The 18,895-nt window shown below is 72.3% G+C and carries 13 protein-coding genes and 1 pseudogene; 8 read left to right on the top strand and 6 right to left on the bottom strand.

Features of this window, described 5'->3' with window-relative positions; translation table 11 throughout:
* Positions 1-37 precede the first annotated feature (37 nt).
* The 5 genes from ABZY31_RS13600 to ABZY31_RS13580 all read left to right on the top strand — a co-directional run bounded on the left by ABZY31_RS13600 (position 38) and on the right by ABZY31_RS13580 (position 5,138).
* Entirely contained in the window at positions 38-790 is a 753-nt protein-coding gene (locus ABZY31_RS13600; protein WP_356408877.1) for a GntR family transcriptional regulator, read from the top strand.
* A gap of 343 nt (positions 791-1,133) precedes the next feature.
* Positions 1,134-1,322, top strand: a complete 189-nt coding sequence (locus tag ABZY31_RS13595; RefSeq protein WP_356408875.1) for an SPOR domain-containing protein — start codon at positions 1,134-1,136, stop codon at positions 1,320-1,322.
* 14 nt (positions 1,323-1,336) lie between these two features.
* Positions 1,337-1,744, top strand: coding sequence for a (deoxy)nucleoside triphosphate pyrophosphohydrolase (locus tag ABZY31_RS13590; protein WP_356408873.1), 408 nt, complete (start codon positions 1,337-1,339; stop codon positions 1,742-1,744).
* A gap of 179 nt (positions 1,745-1,923) precedes the next feature.
* Positions 1,924-2,352 carry an ATP-binding protein gene (locus tag ABZY31_RS13585; RefSeq protein ID WP_356408976.1) on the top strand — a complete coding sequence of 143 codons (429 nt, stop codon included), beginning with the start codon at positions 1,924-1,926 and terminating at the stop codon, positions 2,350-2,352.
* Positions 2,353-2,564: 212 nt separating this feature from the next.
* A complete protein-coding gene (locus ABZY31_RS13580; RefSeq protein ID WP_356408973.1) occupies positions 2,565-5,138 on the top strand; it encodes a SpoIIE family protein phosphatase in 2,574 nt (857 codons plus the stop codon).
* Between the two features lie 157 nt (positions 5,139-5,295).
* On the opposite strand, the gene ABZY31_RS13575 is transcribed toward ABZY31_RS13580, so the two are convergent.
* The 3 genes from ABZY31_RS13575 to ABZY31_RS13565 all read right to left on the bottom strand — a co-directional run bounded on the left by ABZY31_RS13575 (position 5,296) and on the right by ABZY31_RS13565 (position 9,093).
* Positions 5,296-6,012: a PspA/IM30 family protein gene (locus tag ABZY31_RS13575; RefSeq protein WP_356408870.1), complete on the bottom strand. Its 717-nt coding sequence runs from the start codon at positions 6,010-6,012 to the stop codon at positions 5,296-5,298.
* Between the two features lie 36 nt (positions 6,013-6,048).
* On the bottom strand, positions 6,049-8,151 hold the full coding sequence (locus ABZY31_RS13570) for a TPM domain-containing protein (protein WP_356408971.1): 2,103 nt from the start codon (positions 8,149-8,151) through the stop codon (positions 6,049-6,051).
* A gap of 171 nt (positions 8,152-8,322) precedes the next feature.
* A complete protein-coding gene (locus tag ABZY31_RS13565) occupies positions 8,323-9,093 on the bottom strand; it encodes a succinate dehydrogenase/fumarate reductase iron-sulfur subunit (RefSeq protein ID WP_356408868.1) in 771 nt (256 codons plus the stop codon).
* 144 nt (positions 9,094-9,237) lie between these two features.
* On the opposite strand from ABZY31_RS13565, the pseudogene ABZY31_RS13560 reads away from it, so the two are divergent.
* Positions 9,238-10,508, top strand: a pseudogene (locus ABZY31_RS13560) (transposase).
* Here the strand turns inward: ABZY31_RS13560 and ABZY31_RS13555 are convergent.
* From ABZY31_RS13555 to ABZY31_RS13545, 3 genes are all read right to left on the bottom strand, one after another.
* Positions 10,474-12,387: a fumarate reductase/succinate dehydrogenase flavoprotein subunit gene (locus ABZY31_RS13555; protein ID WP_356408865.1), complete on the bottom strand. Its 1,914-nt coding sequence runs from the start codon at positions 12,385-12,387 to the stop codon at positions 10,474-10,476. The pseudogene ABZY31_RS13560 and the gene ABZY31_RS13555 sit on opposite strands and share 35 nt — an antisense overlap.
* Position 12,388: 1 nt before the next feature.
* On the bottom strand, positions 12,389-13,210 hold the full coding sequence (locus ABZY31_RS13550) for a hypothetical protein (protein WP_356408862.1): 822 nt from the start codon (positions 13,208-13,210) through the stop codon (positions 12,389-12,391).
* Positions 13,211-13,301: 91 nt separating this feature from the next.
* Positions 13,302-13,523 (bottom strand): hypothetical protein, encoded by a 222-nt coding sequence (locus tag ABZY31_RS13545; RefSeq protein WP_356408859.1) that lies wholly within the window; start codon positions 13,521-13,523, stop codon positions 13,302-13,304.
* Between the two features lie 358 nt (positions 13,524-13,881).
* Here ABZY31_RS13545 and ABZY31_RS13540 point away from each other — a divergent pair, with 358 nt between their 5' ends.
* Positions 13,882-16,377 carry an ABC transporter family substrate-binding protein gene (locus ABZY31_RS13540; protein ID WP_356408856.1) on the top strand — a complete coding sequence of 832 codons (2,496 nt, stop codon included), beginning with the start codon at positions 13,882-13,884 and terminating at the stop codon, positions 16,375-16,377.
* A 316-nt stretch (positions 16,378-16,693) separates the two neighbouring features.
* Positions 16,694-18,592: a translational GTPase TypA gene (gene typA, locus ABZY31_RS13535; RefSeq protein ID WP_356408853.1), complete on the top strand. Its 1,899-nt coding sequence runs from the start codon at positions 16,694-16,696 to the stop codon at positions 18,590-18,592.
* Positions 18,593-18,895: the final 303 nt, after the last annotated feature.

Here is an 18,895-nt window from a genome sequence, read left to right as displayed (position 1 = left end):
AGGCTGTAGCTGTCTGTCAACCTGATGGGAGTGGCTAGTGACTTTCGGTGAGCAGCCGGCCTATCTTCGCGTCGCCGGTGATCTGCGACGGAAGATCGTCGACGGGTCCCTGCCCCCGCACGCGCGGCTCCCCTCGCAGGCCCGCATCCGCGAGGAGTACGGGGTCTCCGACACGGTCGCGCTGGAGGCCCGCAAGGTCCTCATGGCGGAAGGTCTGGTCGAGGGCCGCTCCGGTTCGGGGACGTACGTACGGGAGCAGCCGGTGCCGCGCCGGGTGGCCCGGGCCGGGTACCGCACGGCGGGGGCCTCCACCCCGTTCCGGCAGGAGCAGGCGGACACGGGCAGCCGCGGGACCTGGGAGTCCAGCAGCGAGCAGACCGAGGCCCCGGCGGAGGTCGCCGCGCGGCTGGGCATCGAGCCGGGGGACCGGGTGATGCGCACGCGCTACGTCTTCCGCGACGCGGGCGAGGCCATGATGCTCTCCACCTCGTGGGAGCCGCTGGCCGTGACCGGCCGGACGCCGGTGATGCTGCCGGAGGAGGGCCCGCTCGGCGGGAGCGGGGTGGTCGAGCGGATGGCCGCCATCGACGTCGTCGTGGACAACGTGGTGGAGGAGGTCGGCGCCCGCCCGGGGCTGGCCGAGGAGATCCTCGCCCTCGGCGGGGTGCCGGGGCACGTGGTGCTGGTGATCGGCCGGACGTACTTCGCCTCCGGCCGCGCCGTCGAGACGGCCGACGTGGTCATCCCCGCGGATCGCTACCGCCTGGCCTACCACCTGCCGGTCCGCTAGCGGGTGCCGTAGGTCCCGCCCGGCTCCACCAGGGGTCCGGCCGGACCGCCCCCGCCCCCGCGCCCGAGTCCCCTGCTGTCCGTGCGGGGTGACGGGCCGTCACGCCATCGCTTCCGCCGCCGCTCCCGCCTCCGCCGCCCCGCCTTGCTCCGCTGTCCAGCGCGCCGTCCGGTGCGCCGGTTCCGTACCGGCGCGCGCGGTCTCGTACGCGTGGCCGGATGCGTACGCCTCCGGGGTACCTCTTCGTGAAAAACCATATCCGCTGAGTGAAGGTCGGGCGTAAGCTCCGGCATATGCGCAATGGGGTTTCCTGGGCGGGTACATCGGCGGAGGGTGAAGCGCGATGAACGACGGCGGTGCCCTGCTCCCATGGTTGGTCATACGGCAGGACGACAACGGCAACCGCTACCGGGTGGGCCGTTACTCCACGCGCGCCGAGGCTCAGAAGGTCGTCGACAGCCTCGACGACCGGGGTCACAAGCAGCTCTACTGGGTCGAGCGGATCGGTCAGAGCGCCACCAGTCTCAACTGACATAGGCTCGGCCCATGACGGAACGCGTGGTCGTGGGCGGAGCCCTGTGTCGTGACGGGCGTTTGCTGGCGGCCCGGCGCAGTGCCCCGCCCGAACTCGCCGGCCGGTGGGAGCTGCCCGGCGGGAAGGCCGAACCGGGTGAATCCGTCCCCGAGGCCCTCGTGCGGGAGCTGCGCGAAGAGCTGGGCGTGGAGAGCGAGGCCCTGGAGCGGATCCCGGGCGAATGGCCCCTGAAGCCCGGTCTGGTACTGCACGTGTGGACCGCGCGGCTGCTCTCCGGCGAGCCCCGGCCCCTGGAGGACCACGACGAGCTGCGCTGGCTCGGGCCGGACGAGCTGGACTCCGTCGACTGGCTCGACCAGGACCGCCCGGCGGTCGCCGAGGCCGGCCGGCGGCTGCGCGCCGCGATCACCCGCGCGTAGTCGGCGGGGGCGCGGGGGGCGCATACGGCTCACGGCGTAGGCCAGGTGTACCACAGTGCGCCGGTGCCCGGCGGGCGGATGGTACGACGCCGCGAATATCGGGTATGTCGCAGTTAGTCCCTATCTCGTCCCTCCTCGTCGCTGACGAACCGGACTGGGGTCCGCTGCTGGCCCGGGAAGTGATCGGCGTGATCGACACAGACGGTGAATGTGCCGCTTGGGACTTCCCCGCGGAGCCCGGCGCCGTCCGCACCGCCCGCCACGCCGTGCGCGGCGCGCTCCGCGCCTGGGGCCTGGAGTCCGTCGGCGACGTCACCGTCCTGCTGGTCAGCGAGCTCGTCACCAACTCCCTGCGGTACGCTTCCGGCCCCATCGGGGTGCGATTGGTACGGCGCGATTCCGCCACCGGCAACGCCTCGACGGGTCCGGCGCTTCTCGTGGAGGTTTCCGATCCGCTTCCGGATCCGCCCCGTGAGCGGATCGCCGCCCCCGACGACGAGGGCGGTCGCGGCCTGCACCTGGTGGCCGTGTCGGCGCAGCGCTGGGGAACCCGGCACGGGAAGTCGGGCAAGACAGTGTGGTTCGAATTGGCCCTGCCTGGTGAGTAACAAGGTGAAGGGTCTCTGACGATCACCTGGCGTGGCTCGAAACGAACGAGACCGTGCTGTGATCGTGAACGCCGTGCCGAGCGTGCCCGTGGTGCTGAATACTGCGGACATGGCCGGTCCGGTTGCGGTGAGCTGGAGGGGACGGTCGCGTGAGCGAAATACCTGCGCAGGCACATCAGGCCCGTGTGGCGGGGGAGGCATGGCACGACTCCCTGTGGCACAGCAGCCCGCCTGGCTCGATATATGACTACATAAAGGTCGCATCCTTCTCGATCGGGCCGGACGGCCTGATCGACCAGTGGAGCCTGCGCGCGGAGGAACTCTTCGGGCTGACCGCCGCCGAAGCGGTGGGACGCGATCCGGTCGACGCCTTCATGCCGCCGGAACTGCGCCCCGGCGCGCACCGCCGGGTGGCCGAGATCCTCGACGGCAAGGAGTGGACCGGCCTGATTCCGTTCCGCCTCCCCGACGGGGACGGCGAACACGGCGTGGCCGAGATCTACGTGATGCCCACCGAGACCCGCACCGCCGAGCGGGCCGCGCTCTGCGTCGTGGTCGACGTACGCGCGCTGCGCCGGATCGAATCCGATCTGGCGGCCTCGCAGGCCATATTCGGTCAATCTCCCTTCGGCTTCCTGCTCTTCGGTACGGACCTCACCGTGCAGCGGGCCAACCGCCGCTTCGCCACCGTCTTCGGCGGCGGCGTCGAGGAACACCGCGGCCGCACCGTCCACGACTACCTGCCCGCGCACGAGGCCGACCGGATGGCCGACGCCCTGCGCCGCGTCCTGGAAACCGGCGAATCCGTCACCGACCTGCGCATCACCGGCGCCGCCCCCGGCAGCCGCGACAACCGCCACTGGTCCATCAACCTCTACCGCGTGCACGGCGGCAACGGGCAGCCCATCGGCGTCGCCGGGCTCGGCACCGACGTCACCCGCCGCCACCTCGCCGCCCGCGAGGCCGCGGGCGTCCGCCGCAACCTCGCCCTCCTCAACGAGGCGGGCCACCGGATCGGGAACTCCCTCGACCTGGAGACCACCGCCCGCGAACTCCTCGACGTGACCGTCCCCGGCTTCTGCGACCTGGCCGCGGTCGACCTCTACCAGGGGCTCCTGCTCGGCGACGACGACCGCGACCGCCCCGCCCGGCCGCACGGCCCCGGCGTTCCCTCGCTCCCCGGGGGCGGCCCCGGGCGCGCGCCGTCCGCGCCGCTGCGCCGGGTCGCCTTCGCCTCCGCCGTCTCCGACGTCCCGCTCGCCGGGCCCGGCCCCGCCGCGCTGGTCTCCGTCGGAGAGGTCCACCGCTACCCGCCCGGCTCGCCCGGCGCCCTGGCCCTGCGCACCGCCCGCCCCCGGCTGCTGCAGGGCACCGGACCCGAAGAGCCCGTCCAGTCCACCCTCGTCGTTCCGCTCGTCGCCCACGACACGGTGGTCGGCCTGGCCCAGTTCTCCCGTACCAAGGGCAGCGAGCCCTTCGGTGAACGCGACCGGGCCGTCGCCGTCGAACTCGCCGCGCGGGCCGCCGTGTGCATCGACAACGCGCGGCTCTACCGGCGCGAACACGAGCGCGCGCTGATACTCCAGCGCAGCCTGCTGCCCCCCGGCGACCCGGCCGCGGCGGGGCTGGACATCGCCTGCCGCTACCTGCCCGGCAACGCGGCGACCGAGGTCGGCGGCGACTGGTTCGACGTCATCGAACTGCCGGGCCACCGCACCGCGCTCGTCGTCGGCGACGTCATGGGCCGCGGCCTGCGGGCCGCCGTCGCCATGGGCGAACTGCGCACCGCCGTACGGACGCTGGCCCTGCTCGACCTGGAACCGGCGGAGGTGCTCACCGCTCTGGACGAGGTCGCCCGCGGCCTCGGCACCCCCGGCGGCTCCCAGCAGACCTCGCGGGCGGCCCTGCAGTCCCGGGACGCCGACCTGTCCGAGGTCTACCTCGCGACCTGCGTCTACGCCGTCTACGACCCGGTGACCAGGCGCTGCACCATCGCCAACGCGGGCCACATGCCGCCCGTCCTGGTCGAACCCGCCGAACCCGGCGGCCCGCCCCGGCCCGCGCTGCTGCTGGAGGTGCCGCCCGGCATGCCGCTCGGGGTCGGCGGCGAACCCTTCGAGGAGGTCGAGGTGGAGCTCCCGGAGGGCGCGCTGCTCGCCCTGTACACCGACGGGCTCGTCGAATCCCGCGACCACCCGCTGGAGGAGGGGCTGCGCGGACTGCGCGAGGCACTGGCCGACCCGGTCCGGCCGCTGGAGGACGTCTGCGACCACGTCCTGGCCACCCTGCACACCCGGCACGGCGAGGACGACATCGCGCTGCTGATGGCCCGGGTCCAGGGCCTGCCGCTCGACGCGGTGGGCGACTGGCAACTGCCGCGCGAGGCCCGCTCGGTGGGGCGGGCGCGGGAACTCGCCCGCGCGAAGCTGCCCGCGTGGGGGCTGGAAGGCCTGCTCGACACGACGGAACTGCTGGTCAGCGAGCTGGTGACGAACGCCCTGCGGTACGGGGAGGGCGAGATCAGGCTGCGGCTGCTGCTGGACCGGACGCTGGTGTGCGAGGTGTGGGACGCGAACCTCGTGCAGCCGAGGCGGCGCCGGGCGCGGGACACGGACGAGGGCGGGCGCGGTCTGCAACTGGTCGGGCTGCTGTCGGCCGGGTGGGGGACGCGGCGGACGCACCGGGGGAAGACGGTGTGGTTCGAGCTGCCGTTGCCGATGGCGGGGGTGGTGGGGGAGGGGGCCGCCGAGCTGTCGGCGGAGCAGTTGCTCAGCATGTACGGGTGATTCCGGGGCGGGCGGGGGTCCGTGCGGGGGTGCGGGTGGGGCGCGGGTCGGATTCCCGGGGCTCCGCCCCGGACCCCGCGCCTCGAACGCCGGCGGGGCTGGAAGGGTCGCCTCGAACGCCGGCGAGGCTGGATGTGCCCGCCGGCGGGGCTGATTTTCAGGCCGAGCGGGACTTCAGGGCGGCCAGGCGGGCTTCGATCTCCGACTGTTCGGCGAGGTCGTCCAGGGACTCGAACTGGGCGTCCAGTGTGGAGGCGGCGAGTTCCTGCCTGCCCAGGGCCATCGCCTCCTCGCGGCGGACCTTGTCCTCGAAGCGGTGCAGGTCGCTCGTCGGGTCCATCACGTCGATGTTCTTGACCGCGTCCGTCATGGTGTTCTGTGCCTGCGCCGTCTTCGCCCGCGCCACCAGTTCGTCGCGCTTCGCCTGGAGTTCCGTCAGCTTCGTCTTCATCGCGTTGAGCCCGGACTTGAGCTTCTCCACGACCTCCGTCTGCGCGGCGATCGTCGGCTCCGCCGTCTTCGCCTCCTTCTCCGACTGCATCTGGCGGCCCAGCGCGACCTTCGCCAGGTTGTCGAACCTGTCCGCGTCCGCCGCGGTGCCGGCCGTGCGCAGTTCGTCGGCCTTGCGGCTGGCCGCGAGGGCCTTGGCGCCCCATTCGGCGGCCGCGTCCACGTCCTGCGCGTGGTCCGCCTCCAGCATCCGCAGGTTGCCGATCGTGGTGGCGACCGCCTGATCCGCCTCGGAGATGTTGTTCGAGTAGTCCCGGATCAGCTGGTCCAGCATCTTCTGCGGGTCTTCCGCCTGGTCCAGCAGCGCGTTGACGTTGGCCTTCGCGAGCTGGGTGACGCGGCCGAGGATGGTCTGCTTGCTCATGGGTGTCCGCTCCTTGTGGGGAAGGTGAGGTCAGCGTCAGAAGCGGCCGCCGCCGCCCATGCGGCCCCGGGTGCCCCCGCCGCCGAAGGAGCCCGGGCCCCGGCCGCCCCCGCCGCCTCCGAAGCCGCCGCTCCCGCCGAAGCCGCCGCGTCCGCCGCGGCCGCCGCGTCCGCCGCGTCCGCCGCGTCCGCCGCGTCCGCCGCGTCCGCCGCCGAGGATCCCGCCGAGGATGATCCCGCCGAGCACCGCGCCGCCCGTGCCGCCCCGCTGGGTGCGGCCGTCGTCGCCGAACGGCTCGCGGTACGCCCGTACGTCCGCCTCCGCCAGCTCCTGCGCCTGCCGGGCGAGGGAATCCGCCCGCTGCGCCTCGGCCAGAGCCGCCGAGGGGTCGGTGGCCGCGGCCGCCACCGCCCCCTCCAGGTGCCGGTGCGCCTCCGCGAGCCGGGTGCGGGCCCGGCTGCCGACGGCCCCGCGGCTGGTGGTGACGTAGTCCGTGGCCGCGCCGATCGCGCTGCGGGCCGACAGCAGGGCCTGGTCCAGCAGGGCCGCGGCCCGCCGGCCGCCCCTCTCGCGCTCCCGCGCCCCGGTGAGCGCCTCGTCCAGGGCCGCGTCGGCCTCCTCGATCCGGCGCAGGGCGTCGATCGGGTCGTACCGGCCCGCGGCCTGCTCCGCCCGTACGCCGGCCAGTACGGACTCCGCCCGCCCGATCCGGCCCCGCAGGTCCGCCGTGGGGACGCCCTCCGGGGTCCCGCTCAGCAGGCCGCGGGCGTCCGCGAGGTCGCTCTCGGTCTCGTTCAGCGCGCCGGTCAGCTTGCCCGCCGCCTCCGCCAGTTCCCGCGCGCGCCGCTCCACCGCGTCCACGAGCGTGGCCGCCTGGTCGACGGCGCCCTCGGCGGCCCGCACGTGCACCGCCGCCGTGCCGTTGTCCCCGGCGTCGATGGCGGCGCGCGCCTCGCCGAGGCTGGTGGTCGCGAACAGCAGCCGGTCCTCGGCCCCTTCGGCGCTGGCGGCCACCGGGGCGGACGCGGAGTCGGCGTAGCGCCCGGCCAGCGCGGTCAGGGTGGCCTCCGCCGTCGAGGTCCGGCCGGTCAGCGCGCGGACGTGCGCCTCCACGGTCTCCAGCGCCTGCGGGGCGTTCTTCTCCAGGTCCCGCAGCCGGTCGAAACCGGCCGACTCGGCGTCCAGGCGCCGCCCGGCCTCCGTGCAGCGGGCCACGATCTCGTCCAGCATCCGACGGCGGGTCGCGTCGTCCTCGGGGTGGGCGTCGTCGAGCTGCTGGCGCAGCCGGAAGGCCTGTGTCAGCTCGCCCTTGGCGTAGGCCACGGCCTCGGTGAAGGGGACCGCCGCCGCCTCGCCGAACTGGGCGGTGGCGAAGCCGAGTTCCTCGGTGCTGGTGCGGACCGCGTCGTCGGTCTCCACCAGCAGCGACCTGGACCGCGCGTCGAGGTCGGCGAGCGGGAGCCGGGGCGGGCCCTGCTCGCCCCAGCCCGAGCGGGCCGTCGTACCGCGCCCGGGCGCGCCCGTGCCCTTGCGGCGGCGGTAGGCGTAGGCGCCGAGCGCGCCCGCCGCGCCGACCGCGATCACCGGGAGCACGAAGTCGCCGGCGCCGTGCTCGCCGCTCGCCCCGTCCCCGCCGGGATCGGCGACGCCCGGGGTGATCGCGGGGACGGGGACCGGCCGCCCGGCGAGCACGGCGCCGTATCCGTCGGCCGCGCCGATCGCCGCGCCCGCCCAGTCGTTCTCCCGCAAGGCGGGCTCGACGGCGGTCCGGGCGACCTCCGCGAGCTGCTCCTTGGTGAAGCCGGAGTCGACGTCGGCCGAGTAGGCGTACTGCCGGGCCCCGGTCGCCACCGCGAGCAGGACGTCGTTCTGCCCCAGGCCGCTGCGCTGTGCGGTGGCGTCGGCCCAGCTCTGGGCGGAGCGGCCGGAGAAGTCGCGCACGTACGCCACGAACAGCTGGATGCGGTGGTCGGTGTAGAGCCGGTCGAGGGCGGCGGCCACGGCGGGTTCGCGATCGCCCAGAGCGCCCACCCGGTCGGTGATCTGGCCCTGCTGCGACAGGGTTACCGGATCGTCGGCCCGCGCGGCCGGGGCCCCGGCCGCGCCCGCGCAGCCGAGCGCGAGCAGCGCGGCGGCCAGGGCGTGCGCGGCCCGCAGACGCGCCCGGCAGCGGGTGCCCGGTGCCGTCCTGCTGCGGGGCCTGCGGGTCGACGAGATCACATTCGGGAGGTTATGGGGGGTTCGTCCCCCACGCACCCCGAGCCCCGCCCTCCCGGGCCCGAGCCCGAGCCCGCACCCGGCCCGGCGGTCTCACTCCTTCCGGCGTCCGATCTTCGAGCCCAGCCAGACGAGCGGGTCGTACCTGCGGTCGACCACCCGCTCCTTCAGCGGGATCAGCGCGTTGTCGGTGATCTTGATGCCCTCGGGGCAGACCTCCGAACAGCACTTGGTGATGTTGCAGTAGCCCAGCCCGTGCTCCTCCTGGGCCGCCCGCTTGCGGTCCAGCCCCTGCTCGGCCGCCGCGTCCAGCGGGTGCATGTCCAGCTCCGCCACCCGCATCAGGAACCGCGGCCCCGCGAAGGCGGCCTTGTTCTCCTCGTGGTCGCGCACCACGTGACAGGTGTCCTGGCACAGGAAGCACTCGATGCACTTGCGGAACTCCTGCGAGCGCTCCACGTCCACCTGCTGCATCCGGTACGCGCCCGGCGCCACCCCCGGCGGCGGCACGAAGGCCGGGACCTCGCGCGCCTTCGCGTAGTTGAAGGACACGTCCGTCACCAGGTCCCGGACCACCGGGAAGGCCCGCAGCGGGGTCACGGTGATCGTCTCCTCGCGGGAGAAGGTCGACATGCGCGTCATGCACATCAGCCGCGGTCGGCCGTTGACCTCCGCGCTGCACGAGCCGCACTTGCCCGCCTTGCAGTTCCAGCGGACGGCGAGGTCGGAGGCCTGGGTGGCCTGGAGGCGGTGGATGATGTCGAGGACCACCTCGCCGTCGTTCACCTCGACGGTGAAGTCCCGCAGTTCGCCGCCCTCGGCGTCGCCCCGCCAGATCCGGAAACCGGCGTCGTAGGTAGTCACCGGAACTCTCCTAGGAGGTCTCGGGCTTCCGCCCGGGGTGGAATGGGTCCCGCCGTCGTAGGTGCGGAGCGCCGGATTTCTCTTCGCATCTAGTGATGACCTGTGCTTTCTGGCGTTGTCAGTGGGCTGGTCTAGGTTGACTCCGTGACGGCAACACAGGGGGCGGAAGGAACCGGGCATGCCCGATTCACTACCGTGTGCGCGTGTCGTCGACCGCCCGGACTGAGCTGTTGGGTGAGTGGGCGCGGTGCCGGTGGGTCTGGAACGAGTGCTGTGCCCGGTCGAAGAAGGCCGGTGCTGAGGGCGAGGAATGTGGTCCGGCCCGGTTGGACCGGATGCTGACCGGGGCCCGCGCCGCGAATGACTGGTTGCGTCAGGGCAGCAGCGTTCCCCAGCAGCAGCTGGTACGGGATTTCGGGAAGTCCCGCGCCAAGGCGTTGAAGGACATCAAGGCCCGGTTGCCGGTGCGGAACCGGGCGGGAATGCCCAGGTACAAAAAGAAGGCCAAGGCCGATCCGAGCCTGAACTACACCCGGCGCGGATTCCGGATCAAGGACGGCCGCCTCCACCTCGCGGGCGGCATCATCCTGACCGTGGTGTGGTCCCGCGACGTTCCGGCAGACCCGTCGTCCGTACGGATCTACCGCGACAGCCTCGGGCACTGGTACGCGTCCTTCGTCGTCCCCACTGCATTGCAGGCGCTCCCGGAGAGGGGCATGGTGATCGGGATCGACTGGGGCGTGAAGGAGACCGCGACCACCACCAGCGACACGCACGACCTCCCGCACGCCGAGCACGGGAAGAAGGCTGCCGCCGGGCTCGCCCGCTATCAGCGTATGATGGCCCGCCGGAAACCGGCGAAGGGAAAACCCGGTTCGACGGGCTACCGGGCGGCGAAGAAGCTGACAGCGAAGCTCCACAAGAAGGTGGCCCGGCAACGCCAGGACACCGGCCGTAAGTGGGCGAAGGCCGTGGTCCGTGACCATGACGCGCTGGCGGTCGAGGACTTCCGCCCGAAGTTCCTCGCCAAGTCGACCATGGCCCGTAAGGCCGCCGACGCGGCGATCGGTGCCACCAAGACGGCGTTGATGGAGATGGCCCGCAAACACGGGCGCATCGTGCACCTTGTCCACCCCGCGCACACCACCATGGAGTGTGCGCCGTGCGGAGCGAGAACCAAGCACGCACTACCTCTCTCAGAACGTACCTACACCTGTACCGCGTGCGGAGTTGTGTCCTCCAGGGACAAGAAATCCGCACACGTGATGCTGGTCCGGGCTGGTCTCAACCCGGCTGGTGCCGATCGTGTAAGAGCTGACGGATCGCAGGTCCACAGCCGACGTGAGCCAGAAATCCCCGCCCCTCGGGGCGGGGAGGACGTCAATCGTAGAGCTCCTCTTCGGCGAGGTACTTGACCAGCTCTTCCTTCTCGAAGAGCGCGAGCAGGTCCGGGCGGACGGGCTCGGTCCGGACGCGTTCCAGCACGATCCGGTCGGCCGCCGGGTCGGCGGGCCCCGCCGGGTCCACCGGCACCGGACGGCACAGCAGGTTCACCGGGCGCCAGGCCCGGTCCATGGCCGGGCAGTCCTCCCGGGTGTGGCCGCCGCGGCTCTCGGTCCGCTCCAGGGCGGCCCGGGCCACGCACTCGCTGACCAGCAGCATGTTGCGCAGGTCCAGGGCCAGGTGCCAGCCCGGGTTGAACTGGCGGTGCCCCTCGACCCCGGCGCGGGCCGCCCGTACGCGCAGGCCCGCCAGCCGCTCCAGCGCCTCGGCCATCTCGCCCGCACGCCGGATGATGCCGACCAGGTCGTTCATCGTCTGCTGGAGTTCCTGGTGGAGCGTGTACGGGTTCTCCGCGCCCTCCTCGGCGTGGAAGGGGGCCAGCGCCTCCGCGGCCGCCACGTCGATCTCGCGCTGTGCCACGGCGGGCGGGGCGGCGGCGAGCCCGGCGGCGTACTGCGCCGCGTGCAGCCCGGCCCGGCGGCCGAAGACCAGCAGGTCGGACAGGGAGTTCCCGCCGAGCCGGTTCGAACCGTGCATCCCGCCCGCGACCTCGCCGGCCGCGAAGAGGCCCGGCACGCCGACCGTGGCGGCCGTGTCCGACTCGACGGCGATGCCGCCCATCACGTAGTGACAGGTCGGGCCGACCTCCATCGGCTCGGCGGTGATGTCCACGTCCGCCAGCTCCTTGAACTGGTGGTACATCGACGGCAGCCGCCGCCGGATCCGCTCCGCGGGCATCCGGGTCGACACGTCCAGGAAGACCCCGCCGTGCGGGGAGCCGCGGCCCGCCTTGACCTCGGAGTTGATCGCCCGGGCCACTTCGTCGCGGGGGAGCAGCTCGGGCGGGCGCCGGTTGCGGTCCGGGTCCTCGTACCAGCGGTCGCCCTCCTCCTCCGATTCCGCGTACTTCTCCTTGAAGACGTCCGGGACGTAGTCGAACATGAACCGCTTGCCCTCGCTGTTGCGCAGCACCCCGCCGTCACCGCGCACCGACTCGGTGACGAGGATGCCCTTGACCGAGGGCGGCCAGACCATGCCGGTCGGGTGGAACTGCACGAACTCCATGTTCAGCAGCGGCGCTCCGGCGAGCAGCGCCAGCGCGTGGCCGTCGCCCGTGTACTCCCAGGAGTTGGACGTCGTCTTGAAGGACTTGCCGATCCCGCCCGTGGCGAGCACCACCGCGGGGGCCTCCAGGACGAAGAAGCGGCCCGACTCGCGCTCGTAGCAGAAGGCGCCGCTGACGCGGGCGCCCTCCTTGAGGACCCGGGTGACCGTGCACTCCTGGAAGACCTTGAGCCGGGCCTCGTGGTCCCCGTACTCCGTGAAGTCCTGCTGCTGGAGCTGGACGACCTTCTGCTGGAGGGTGCGGATCAGCTCCAGGCCGGTCCGGTCGCCCACGTGCGCGAGGCGCGGGTACTCGTGGCCGCCGAAGTTGCGCTGGGAGATCTTCCCGTCGGGCGTCCGGTCGAACAGCGCGCCCCAGGTCTCCAGCTCCCAGACCCGGTCCGGCGCCTCCTTGGCGTGCAGCTCCGCCATTCGCCATTGGTTCAGGAACTTCCCGCCGCGCATCGTGTCGCGGAAGTGGACCTGCCAGTTGTCGCCCTCGTTCACGTTGCCCATGGAGGCGGCGATGCCGCCCTCGGCCATCACCGTGTGGGCCTTGCCGAAGAGCGACTTGCAGATCACGGCGGTACGGGCGCCCCGTTCGCGGGCCTCGATCGCGGCCCGCAGTCCGGCGCCGCCCGCGCCGACCACGACCACGTCCCACTGCTGCCGGTCGACTTGAGCCATGTCAGAAGATCCTCGGGTCGTCGAAGGCACCGCTCGCCAGCAGGTACACGTAGAAGTCGCAGAGCGCGACGCTGACCAGGGAGGCCCAGGCCAGCTGCATGTGACGGGCGTTGAGCCGGCTCACCCAGCCCCACAGCCGGTAGCGCACGGGGTGCCGGGAGAAGTGCTTGAGCTTGCCGCCCATGATGTGGCGGCAGGAGTGGCAGGACAGCGTGTAGGCCCAGATCAGCGCGATGTTGACGAGGAACAGCAGCGTGCCGAGGCCCATGTGACCCCACGCGTACCGGTCGTCGCGGAAGGTCAGCACGGTGTCGTAGGTGAGGATGCCCGCGACCGGCACCGCCGCGTAGAAGAAGTAGCGGTGCGCGTTCTGGAGGACCAGCGGGAAGCGGGTCTCGCCGGAGTACGCCGCGTGCGGTTCGGCGACCGCGCAGGCCGGGGGCGAGGCCCAGAAGCCCCGGTAGTAGGCCTTGCGGTAGTAGTAGCAGGTGAGCCGGAAGCCGAGCGGGAAGACCAGGACGAGCAGCGCGGGGGACAGGCCCCACCAGCTGCCGAAGAGGTCCCAGTTGGGGCCGCCGCGCATCTCCCGGCAGTTCTCCGCCAGGCACGGCGAGTAGAACGGCGAGACGTACGGGGCGGCGTAGTAGTCGGCGTTCGCGAAGGCCCGCCACGTCGAGTAGACGATGAAGGCGAGCAGCCCGCCCGCGGTGCCGGCGGGGGCCAGCCACCACCGGTCGGTGCGCAGGTGCCGGGCGGCGATCGCGGCGCGCGTGGCGCCGTGCACGCCGCTCGGGGGTCGGGAGGGTTCCGTGCCTGTGGCCAAGGAGGACTCCGGGAGGAGTGGAGGGGTGGCCCGGGAGACCGGCCGCCGGGGGGCGGCGGGCCTGAGGGGGAGTGCCGGGGCGCCGTGCGGCTCAGGGGGCCCGGCGGTCGCGGGAGCCGAGGCCCTCGTCGTCGGAGTCCGTCCACAGCGCGCTGTCGTACGGCGTGTCCGGCACGAACACCGTCCCGTCCTCGCCCGGCGGCTTCGGGGCCGCGGGCGCCTGGCGCGCGACGTCCCGCTCCAGCCGCTCGACCGAGCGGACCAGCTCGTTCAGATTGCGTCGTACGGCGGTCAAATCGTCTTGCAGGGACATGACTTGCCCTCACTTCCGCAGGGTGCGGTGGCAACGCCCATGTGCGCCTGCGAGTGTCGCGCCTGAGGTCGCCGGTTGTGAAGGGACGTGACGGGATTGCGGGCGCGAGGGCCGAAACCGTGCGCCCCCTCTCCGCCGCCCGCGTCCCCCGGACGGGTGAGCGCACGCCGGTTCCGGGTCCTGGATTGGTCCGCACGGGTGGGGTTCGCGGCGTGGCGCGGGCCGGCTGCGAAAGCTCCGGTGGGTGGTCGATTTCAGTGGGTTCATCACCAGTGTGATCAGCTCCATATACGGCCAAACGTGATCACGTCACCCACCGCGTCCCGCCCCGCTCAGCCCCGCCCCGGAGGTACCACCCATGTCCCAGAGAAGGCGCAGGTCCTTGGCGCTCCTGACCTCGGGAGTCCTCGCACTGCCGCTGCTGACGGGCTGCGGGGCCGATGACGAGGGCGGCCCGGCCGCCGCCGGTCAGGACATCTCGGCCACCACCCGCGACCTCGTGGCCGACGGCGGCTCCGCCCGCTGGGCCGTCGACGCGCTGCCCGAGACGCTCAACGCCTTCCAGGCCGACGCCGACGCCACCACCGCCCGGATCGCCGGCGCCGTCCTGCCGCAGCTCTTCGTGATGGACGCCAAGGGACGCCCCGTCGCCAACCCGGACTTCCTGGAGAAGGCCGAGGTCATCCAGCGCGAGCCCAAGCAGGTCGTGCTCTACAAGCTCAACCAGCAGGCGGTGTGGAGCGACGGCCGGGAGGTCGGCGCACCCGACTTCGTGGCGCAGTGGCGGGCCCTGAACGGCAAGGACTCCGCGTACTGGACGGCCCGCAACGCCGGGTACGACCGGATCGAGAAGATCGAGCGCGGCGCCAACGACCTGGAGGTCAAGGTCACCTTCGCCAAGACCTACGCCGACTGGCGCTCCCTGTTCAGCCCGCTCTACCCCAAGCAGGTCACCGGCAGCCCCGAGGCCTTCAACGAAGGCGCGCGCGGCACCCTCAAGGTCACCGCGGGCCCCTTCAACCTGGGCGCCATCGACAAGAAGACCGGCACCGCGGCCCTCTCCCGCAACCCGCGCTGGTGGGGCCGCCCCGCCAAGCTCGACTCCCTCGTGCTGACCGCCGTCCCCCGCGCCGAGCGGGCCGCCGCGCTCGCCGCCGGGAAGCTGGACCTGGCCGACATCGACCGCGCGGGCGCCGACCGCATCGCCCTCGCGCACCGCGACGCCGCACCGAAGGGCGGCGGCGGGGCACCCGCCCACGGCCCCGGCGCCGCGGTCACCGCCGCCCAGGCCACGCTCTCCTGGGCGCTCGCCTACGGCGCCGACGAGGGCAAGGCCAAGGACGAGCAGGAGACGCGCCGCAAGAACGCCGAGGCGGCCGCCGACTACGCCGCCCAGCAGAAGGCCCTGCGCTCCTTCACCGTGCGCAAGTCCCTGGAGCCCGCCTACACACAGCTCGCGCTCAACGGAGCCTCCGGACCGCTGGCCGACGAGCGGGTCCGGCGCGCCGTGGCCCGCGCCCTGGACCGCCAGGCCCTCACCGACATCGTGCTCAAGCCGCTGGGCCTGCCCGCCAAGCCCGTCGGCAGCCACCTGGCCCTGGCCGGGCAGCGGGCGTACGCCGACAACAGCGACGCGCTCGGCGGCCAGGACACCCAGGCCGCCCAAGCCCTCCTCGCCGACGCGGGCTGGCGCAAGGGCGGCAAGCTGACGGAACCTGCGGGCGCCAAGGCCGGCTCCGAGAACGCCAGGAAGGACGACGGGAAGACCCCCGGCCGCCCGGCCGCCCCCGCCGCGGCCCCCCAGGGGGACGGCACCGGCTACGAGGGCGCCTACATCGTCGGCGAGGACGAGCGCAACGGGGCCCGCCCGCCCGCCGCCCTGAACCCCGCCCTGCGCCCGGCGCCGCTGCCGGGCCTGCGGCCCGCCGACCGCCCGGCCCGCCCGGCCGACGAGAGCGCCCACCGGCCCGAGGGCCCGGTCGAACCGCACGAGGGCGGGGTCCCCGAGGGCGAGTACCGCTACGCCCCCGACGGGGAGATCGTCGACGCCGACCGCTTCGCCGCCGGCGCGGAGCGGCCCTCCCCGGTGCTGGCGGCCGTACCGCTCGCCGAACAGCAGGAGAGCGCGCTCCTCGCGCAGGCCGCCGCGGTCGACGACGGCAAGCGCAACCCGTCCCTGGACGCCGAGTCGGCCCCCACCGAGGAGCAGGGCGAGACCAAGGGCAGCGCCGCGCCCGCGCCCGCCAAGCACTCCGTCCGCACCTCCGGCCCCATGCTCGCCAAGGACGGCAAGCCGCTCTCGCTGCGCTTCGTGCTCCCCTCCGGCCCCGGCTCCGAGGCCCTGCGCACCGTCGGCGAGCGGATCTCCCAGATGCTCCAGAAGATCGGCGTCCAGACCGAGCTGACCAAGGTCGCCGACGAGAGCTTCTTCAAGGACCACATCGCCTCGGGCCAGTACGACCTGGCCCTGTACTCCTGGCCCACGACCGCCTTCCCCGCCACGGACGCCCGGCCGATCTTCGCCAAGCCCGCGCCCGCGGCCGACGGCTCGCTGCTCGTCGAGCAGAACTACACCCGGGTCGGCACCGACCGGATCGACCAGTTGTTCGACCAGGCGCTCGGCGAGCTGGACGAGGAGCAGTCCCGCGAGCTGATGCGCAAGGCGGACGCCCGGATCTGGGCCGCCGCCGGCTCCATCCCGCTCTACCAGCGCCCCGAGCTGGTGGCCGCCAAGCCCACCCTGGTCAACGCGGGAGCCTTCGGCCTCGGCGCGCCGCGCTTCCAGGACATCGGCTGGCTGAAGCCGGCGAACGGACCGGGCGCGGCGAAGGAAAAGAGCGGGAAGAAGAGCTGACCCGGCCCCGAAGGCCGGGTGAACAAGCTCAGAAGTGACTCAAGTCCCTTGCCCGCCGGTGCACCGGCGGGCAAGGTCGTACGTACCCATTGACCCGCACGAACACCGGCCGGGACCCCCCACCCCATCCCCGGCCGGGCACCGCCCGCGGGGCCGCCGTGCTCAGCCCTCCGGCCCCTTGACAGACCCCCCGGCATGCGTTTCCCGCTGCGCAACGTAGGATGGGGTAAGGCCGTGGCAGGTTTTTCCGCCCGGCGGGCGCGCGTGCCGGACCGTACGCGACGCCATCCACGATTCCGGGAGAAGCGCCGCCAGTATGACCACGCGCCACGACATTCGTAATGTAGCCATCGTCGCCCACGTCGACCATGGCAAGACGACCCTCGTCGACGCCATGCTGAAGCAGGCAGGTGCCTTCGCCGCCCACCAGCACCTCGACGACCGCATGATGGACTCGAACGACCTGGAGCGCGAGAAGGGCATCACCATTCTCGCGAAGAACACGGCCGTCAAGTACCACCCGAAGGAGGGTGGCGCGCCGATCACGATCAACATCATCGACACCCCGGGCCACGCCGACTTCGGTGGCGAGGTCGAGCGCGGTCTGTCGATGGTGGACGCGGTCGTCCTCCTCGTCGACGCCTCCGAGGGCCCGCTGCCGCAGACGCGCTTCGTGCTCCGCAAGGCGCTGCAGGCGAAGATGCCCGTCATCCTCTGCATCAACAAGACCGACCGCCCCGACTCGCGGATCGACGAGGTCGTCAACGAGACGTACGACCTCTTCCTCGACCTCGACGCGGACGAGGAGCAGATCGAGTTCCCGATCGTCTACGCCTGCGCCCGTGACGGCGTCGCCTCGCTGACCAAGCCGGAGGACGGCACCGTCCCGGCCGACAGCGAGAACCTGGAGCCGTTCTTCTCGACGATCCTGGCGCACGTGCCGGCCCCCGAGTACGACGAGGCCGCCCCGCTCCAGGCCCACGTCACCAACCTGGACGCCGACAACTTCCTGGGCCGCATCGCCCTGGTCCGCGTCGAGCAGGGCGAGCTGCGCAAGGGCCAGACCGTCACCTGGATCAAGCGCGACGGCACGCAGTCCAACGTCCGCATCACCGAGCTCCTCATGACCGAGGCGCTCACCCGCAAGCCCGCCGAGGTGGCGGGCCCGGGTGACATCTGCGCGGTCGCCGGTTTCCCCGACATCATGATCGGCGAGACCCTGGCCGACCCGGAGAACCCGATCGCGCTCCCGCTGATCACGGTCGACGAGCCCGCGATCTCCATGACCATCGGTACGAACACCTCCCCGATGGTCGGCCGCGGCGGCAGCGGCAAGGGCGCGGACGCCAAGTCCGCGGTCAAGGACCGCAAGGTCACCGCCCGTCAGGTCAAGGACCGTCTGGACCGCGAGCTGATCGGCAACGTCTCGCTCCGCGTCCTGGACACCGAGCGCCCCGACGCCTGGGAGGTGCAGGGCCGCGGTGAGCTGGCGCTGGCCATCCTGGTCGAGCAGATGCGCCGCGAGGGCTTCGAGCTGACCATCGGCAAGCCGCAGGTCGTCACGCAGGTCGTCGACGGCAAGGTGCACGAGCCGGTCGAGCGCATGACCATCGACGTCCCCGAGGAGCACATGGGCGCCGTCACGCAGCTCATGGGCGTCCGCAAGGGCCGCATGGACAACATGTCGAACCACGGCTCCGGCTGGGTCCGCATGGAGTTCGTCGTCCCGTCGCGCGGCCTCATCGGCTTCCGTACGGAGTTCCTCACCAACACCCGCGGCACCGGCATCGCGCACTCGATCCACGAGGGCCTGGAGCCGTGGTTCGGCGAGTTGAAGACCCGTAACAACGGCTCGCTGGTCGCCGACCGCGCCGGTGCGGTCACGCCGTTCGCGATGATCAACCTGCAGGAGCGCGGCGTCCTGTTCACCGAGCCCGGCACCGAGGTGTACGAGGGCATGATCATCGGCGAGAACTCGCGCGCCGACGACATGGACGTGAACATCACCAAGGAGAAGAAGCTCACCAACATGCGTGCGGCTTCCGCGGACAACACGGAGAACGTGGTGCCCCCGCGCAGGCTGTCGCTGGAGCAGTCCCTGGAGTTCTGCCGCGACGACGAATGCGTCGAGGTGACCCCGGAGGCCGTCCGCATCCGTAAGGTCGTCCTGGACCAGAAGGAGCGCGGTCGTACGTCCTCGCGCGCCAAGCGCTAGCCGTCGCGAGCGTCACGATTTGTGATGCGGCCCCTTCCCCACGGTCTCCGTGGTGGAGGGGCCGTTTGCCTTTGTCAAGCGGATTGTCTCGTTCTGGTGTCCGTATATCGGGCATCACACTCCGGAAGGTGTACTAACCGTCCGTTTCGCGGGTGTCTGTCTAGACTCAGTTTGTCCGTATATCGGGCTACTGACCTGTACTGATGTTGTCAAAACGAGACCCTTTAGGTGTGGTTTACGGGTCGGCAGTACTTAATAGTTGGCACCAAGCTCGGGTCAATGGGTCACGCACTGTGGGGAGTG

The organism is Streptomyces sp. NPDC006529 (assembly GCF_040611795.1).
Taxonomy (GTDB): Bacteria; Actinomycetota; Actinomycetes; order Streptomycetales; family Streptomycetaceae; genus Streptomyces.
This window is presented reverse-complemented; position numbering and strand designations above follow the sequence as displayed.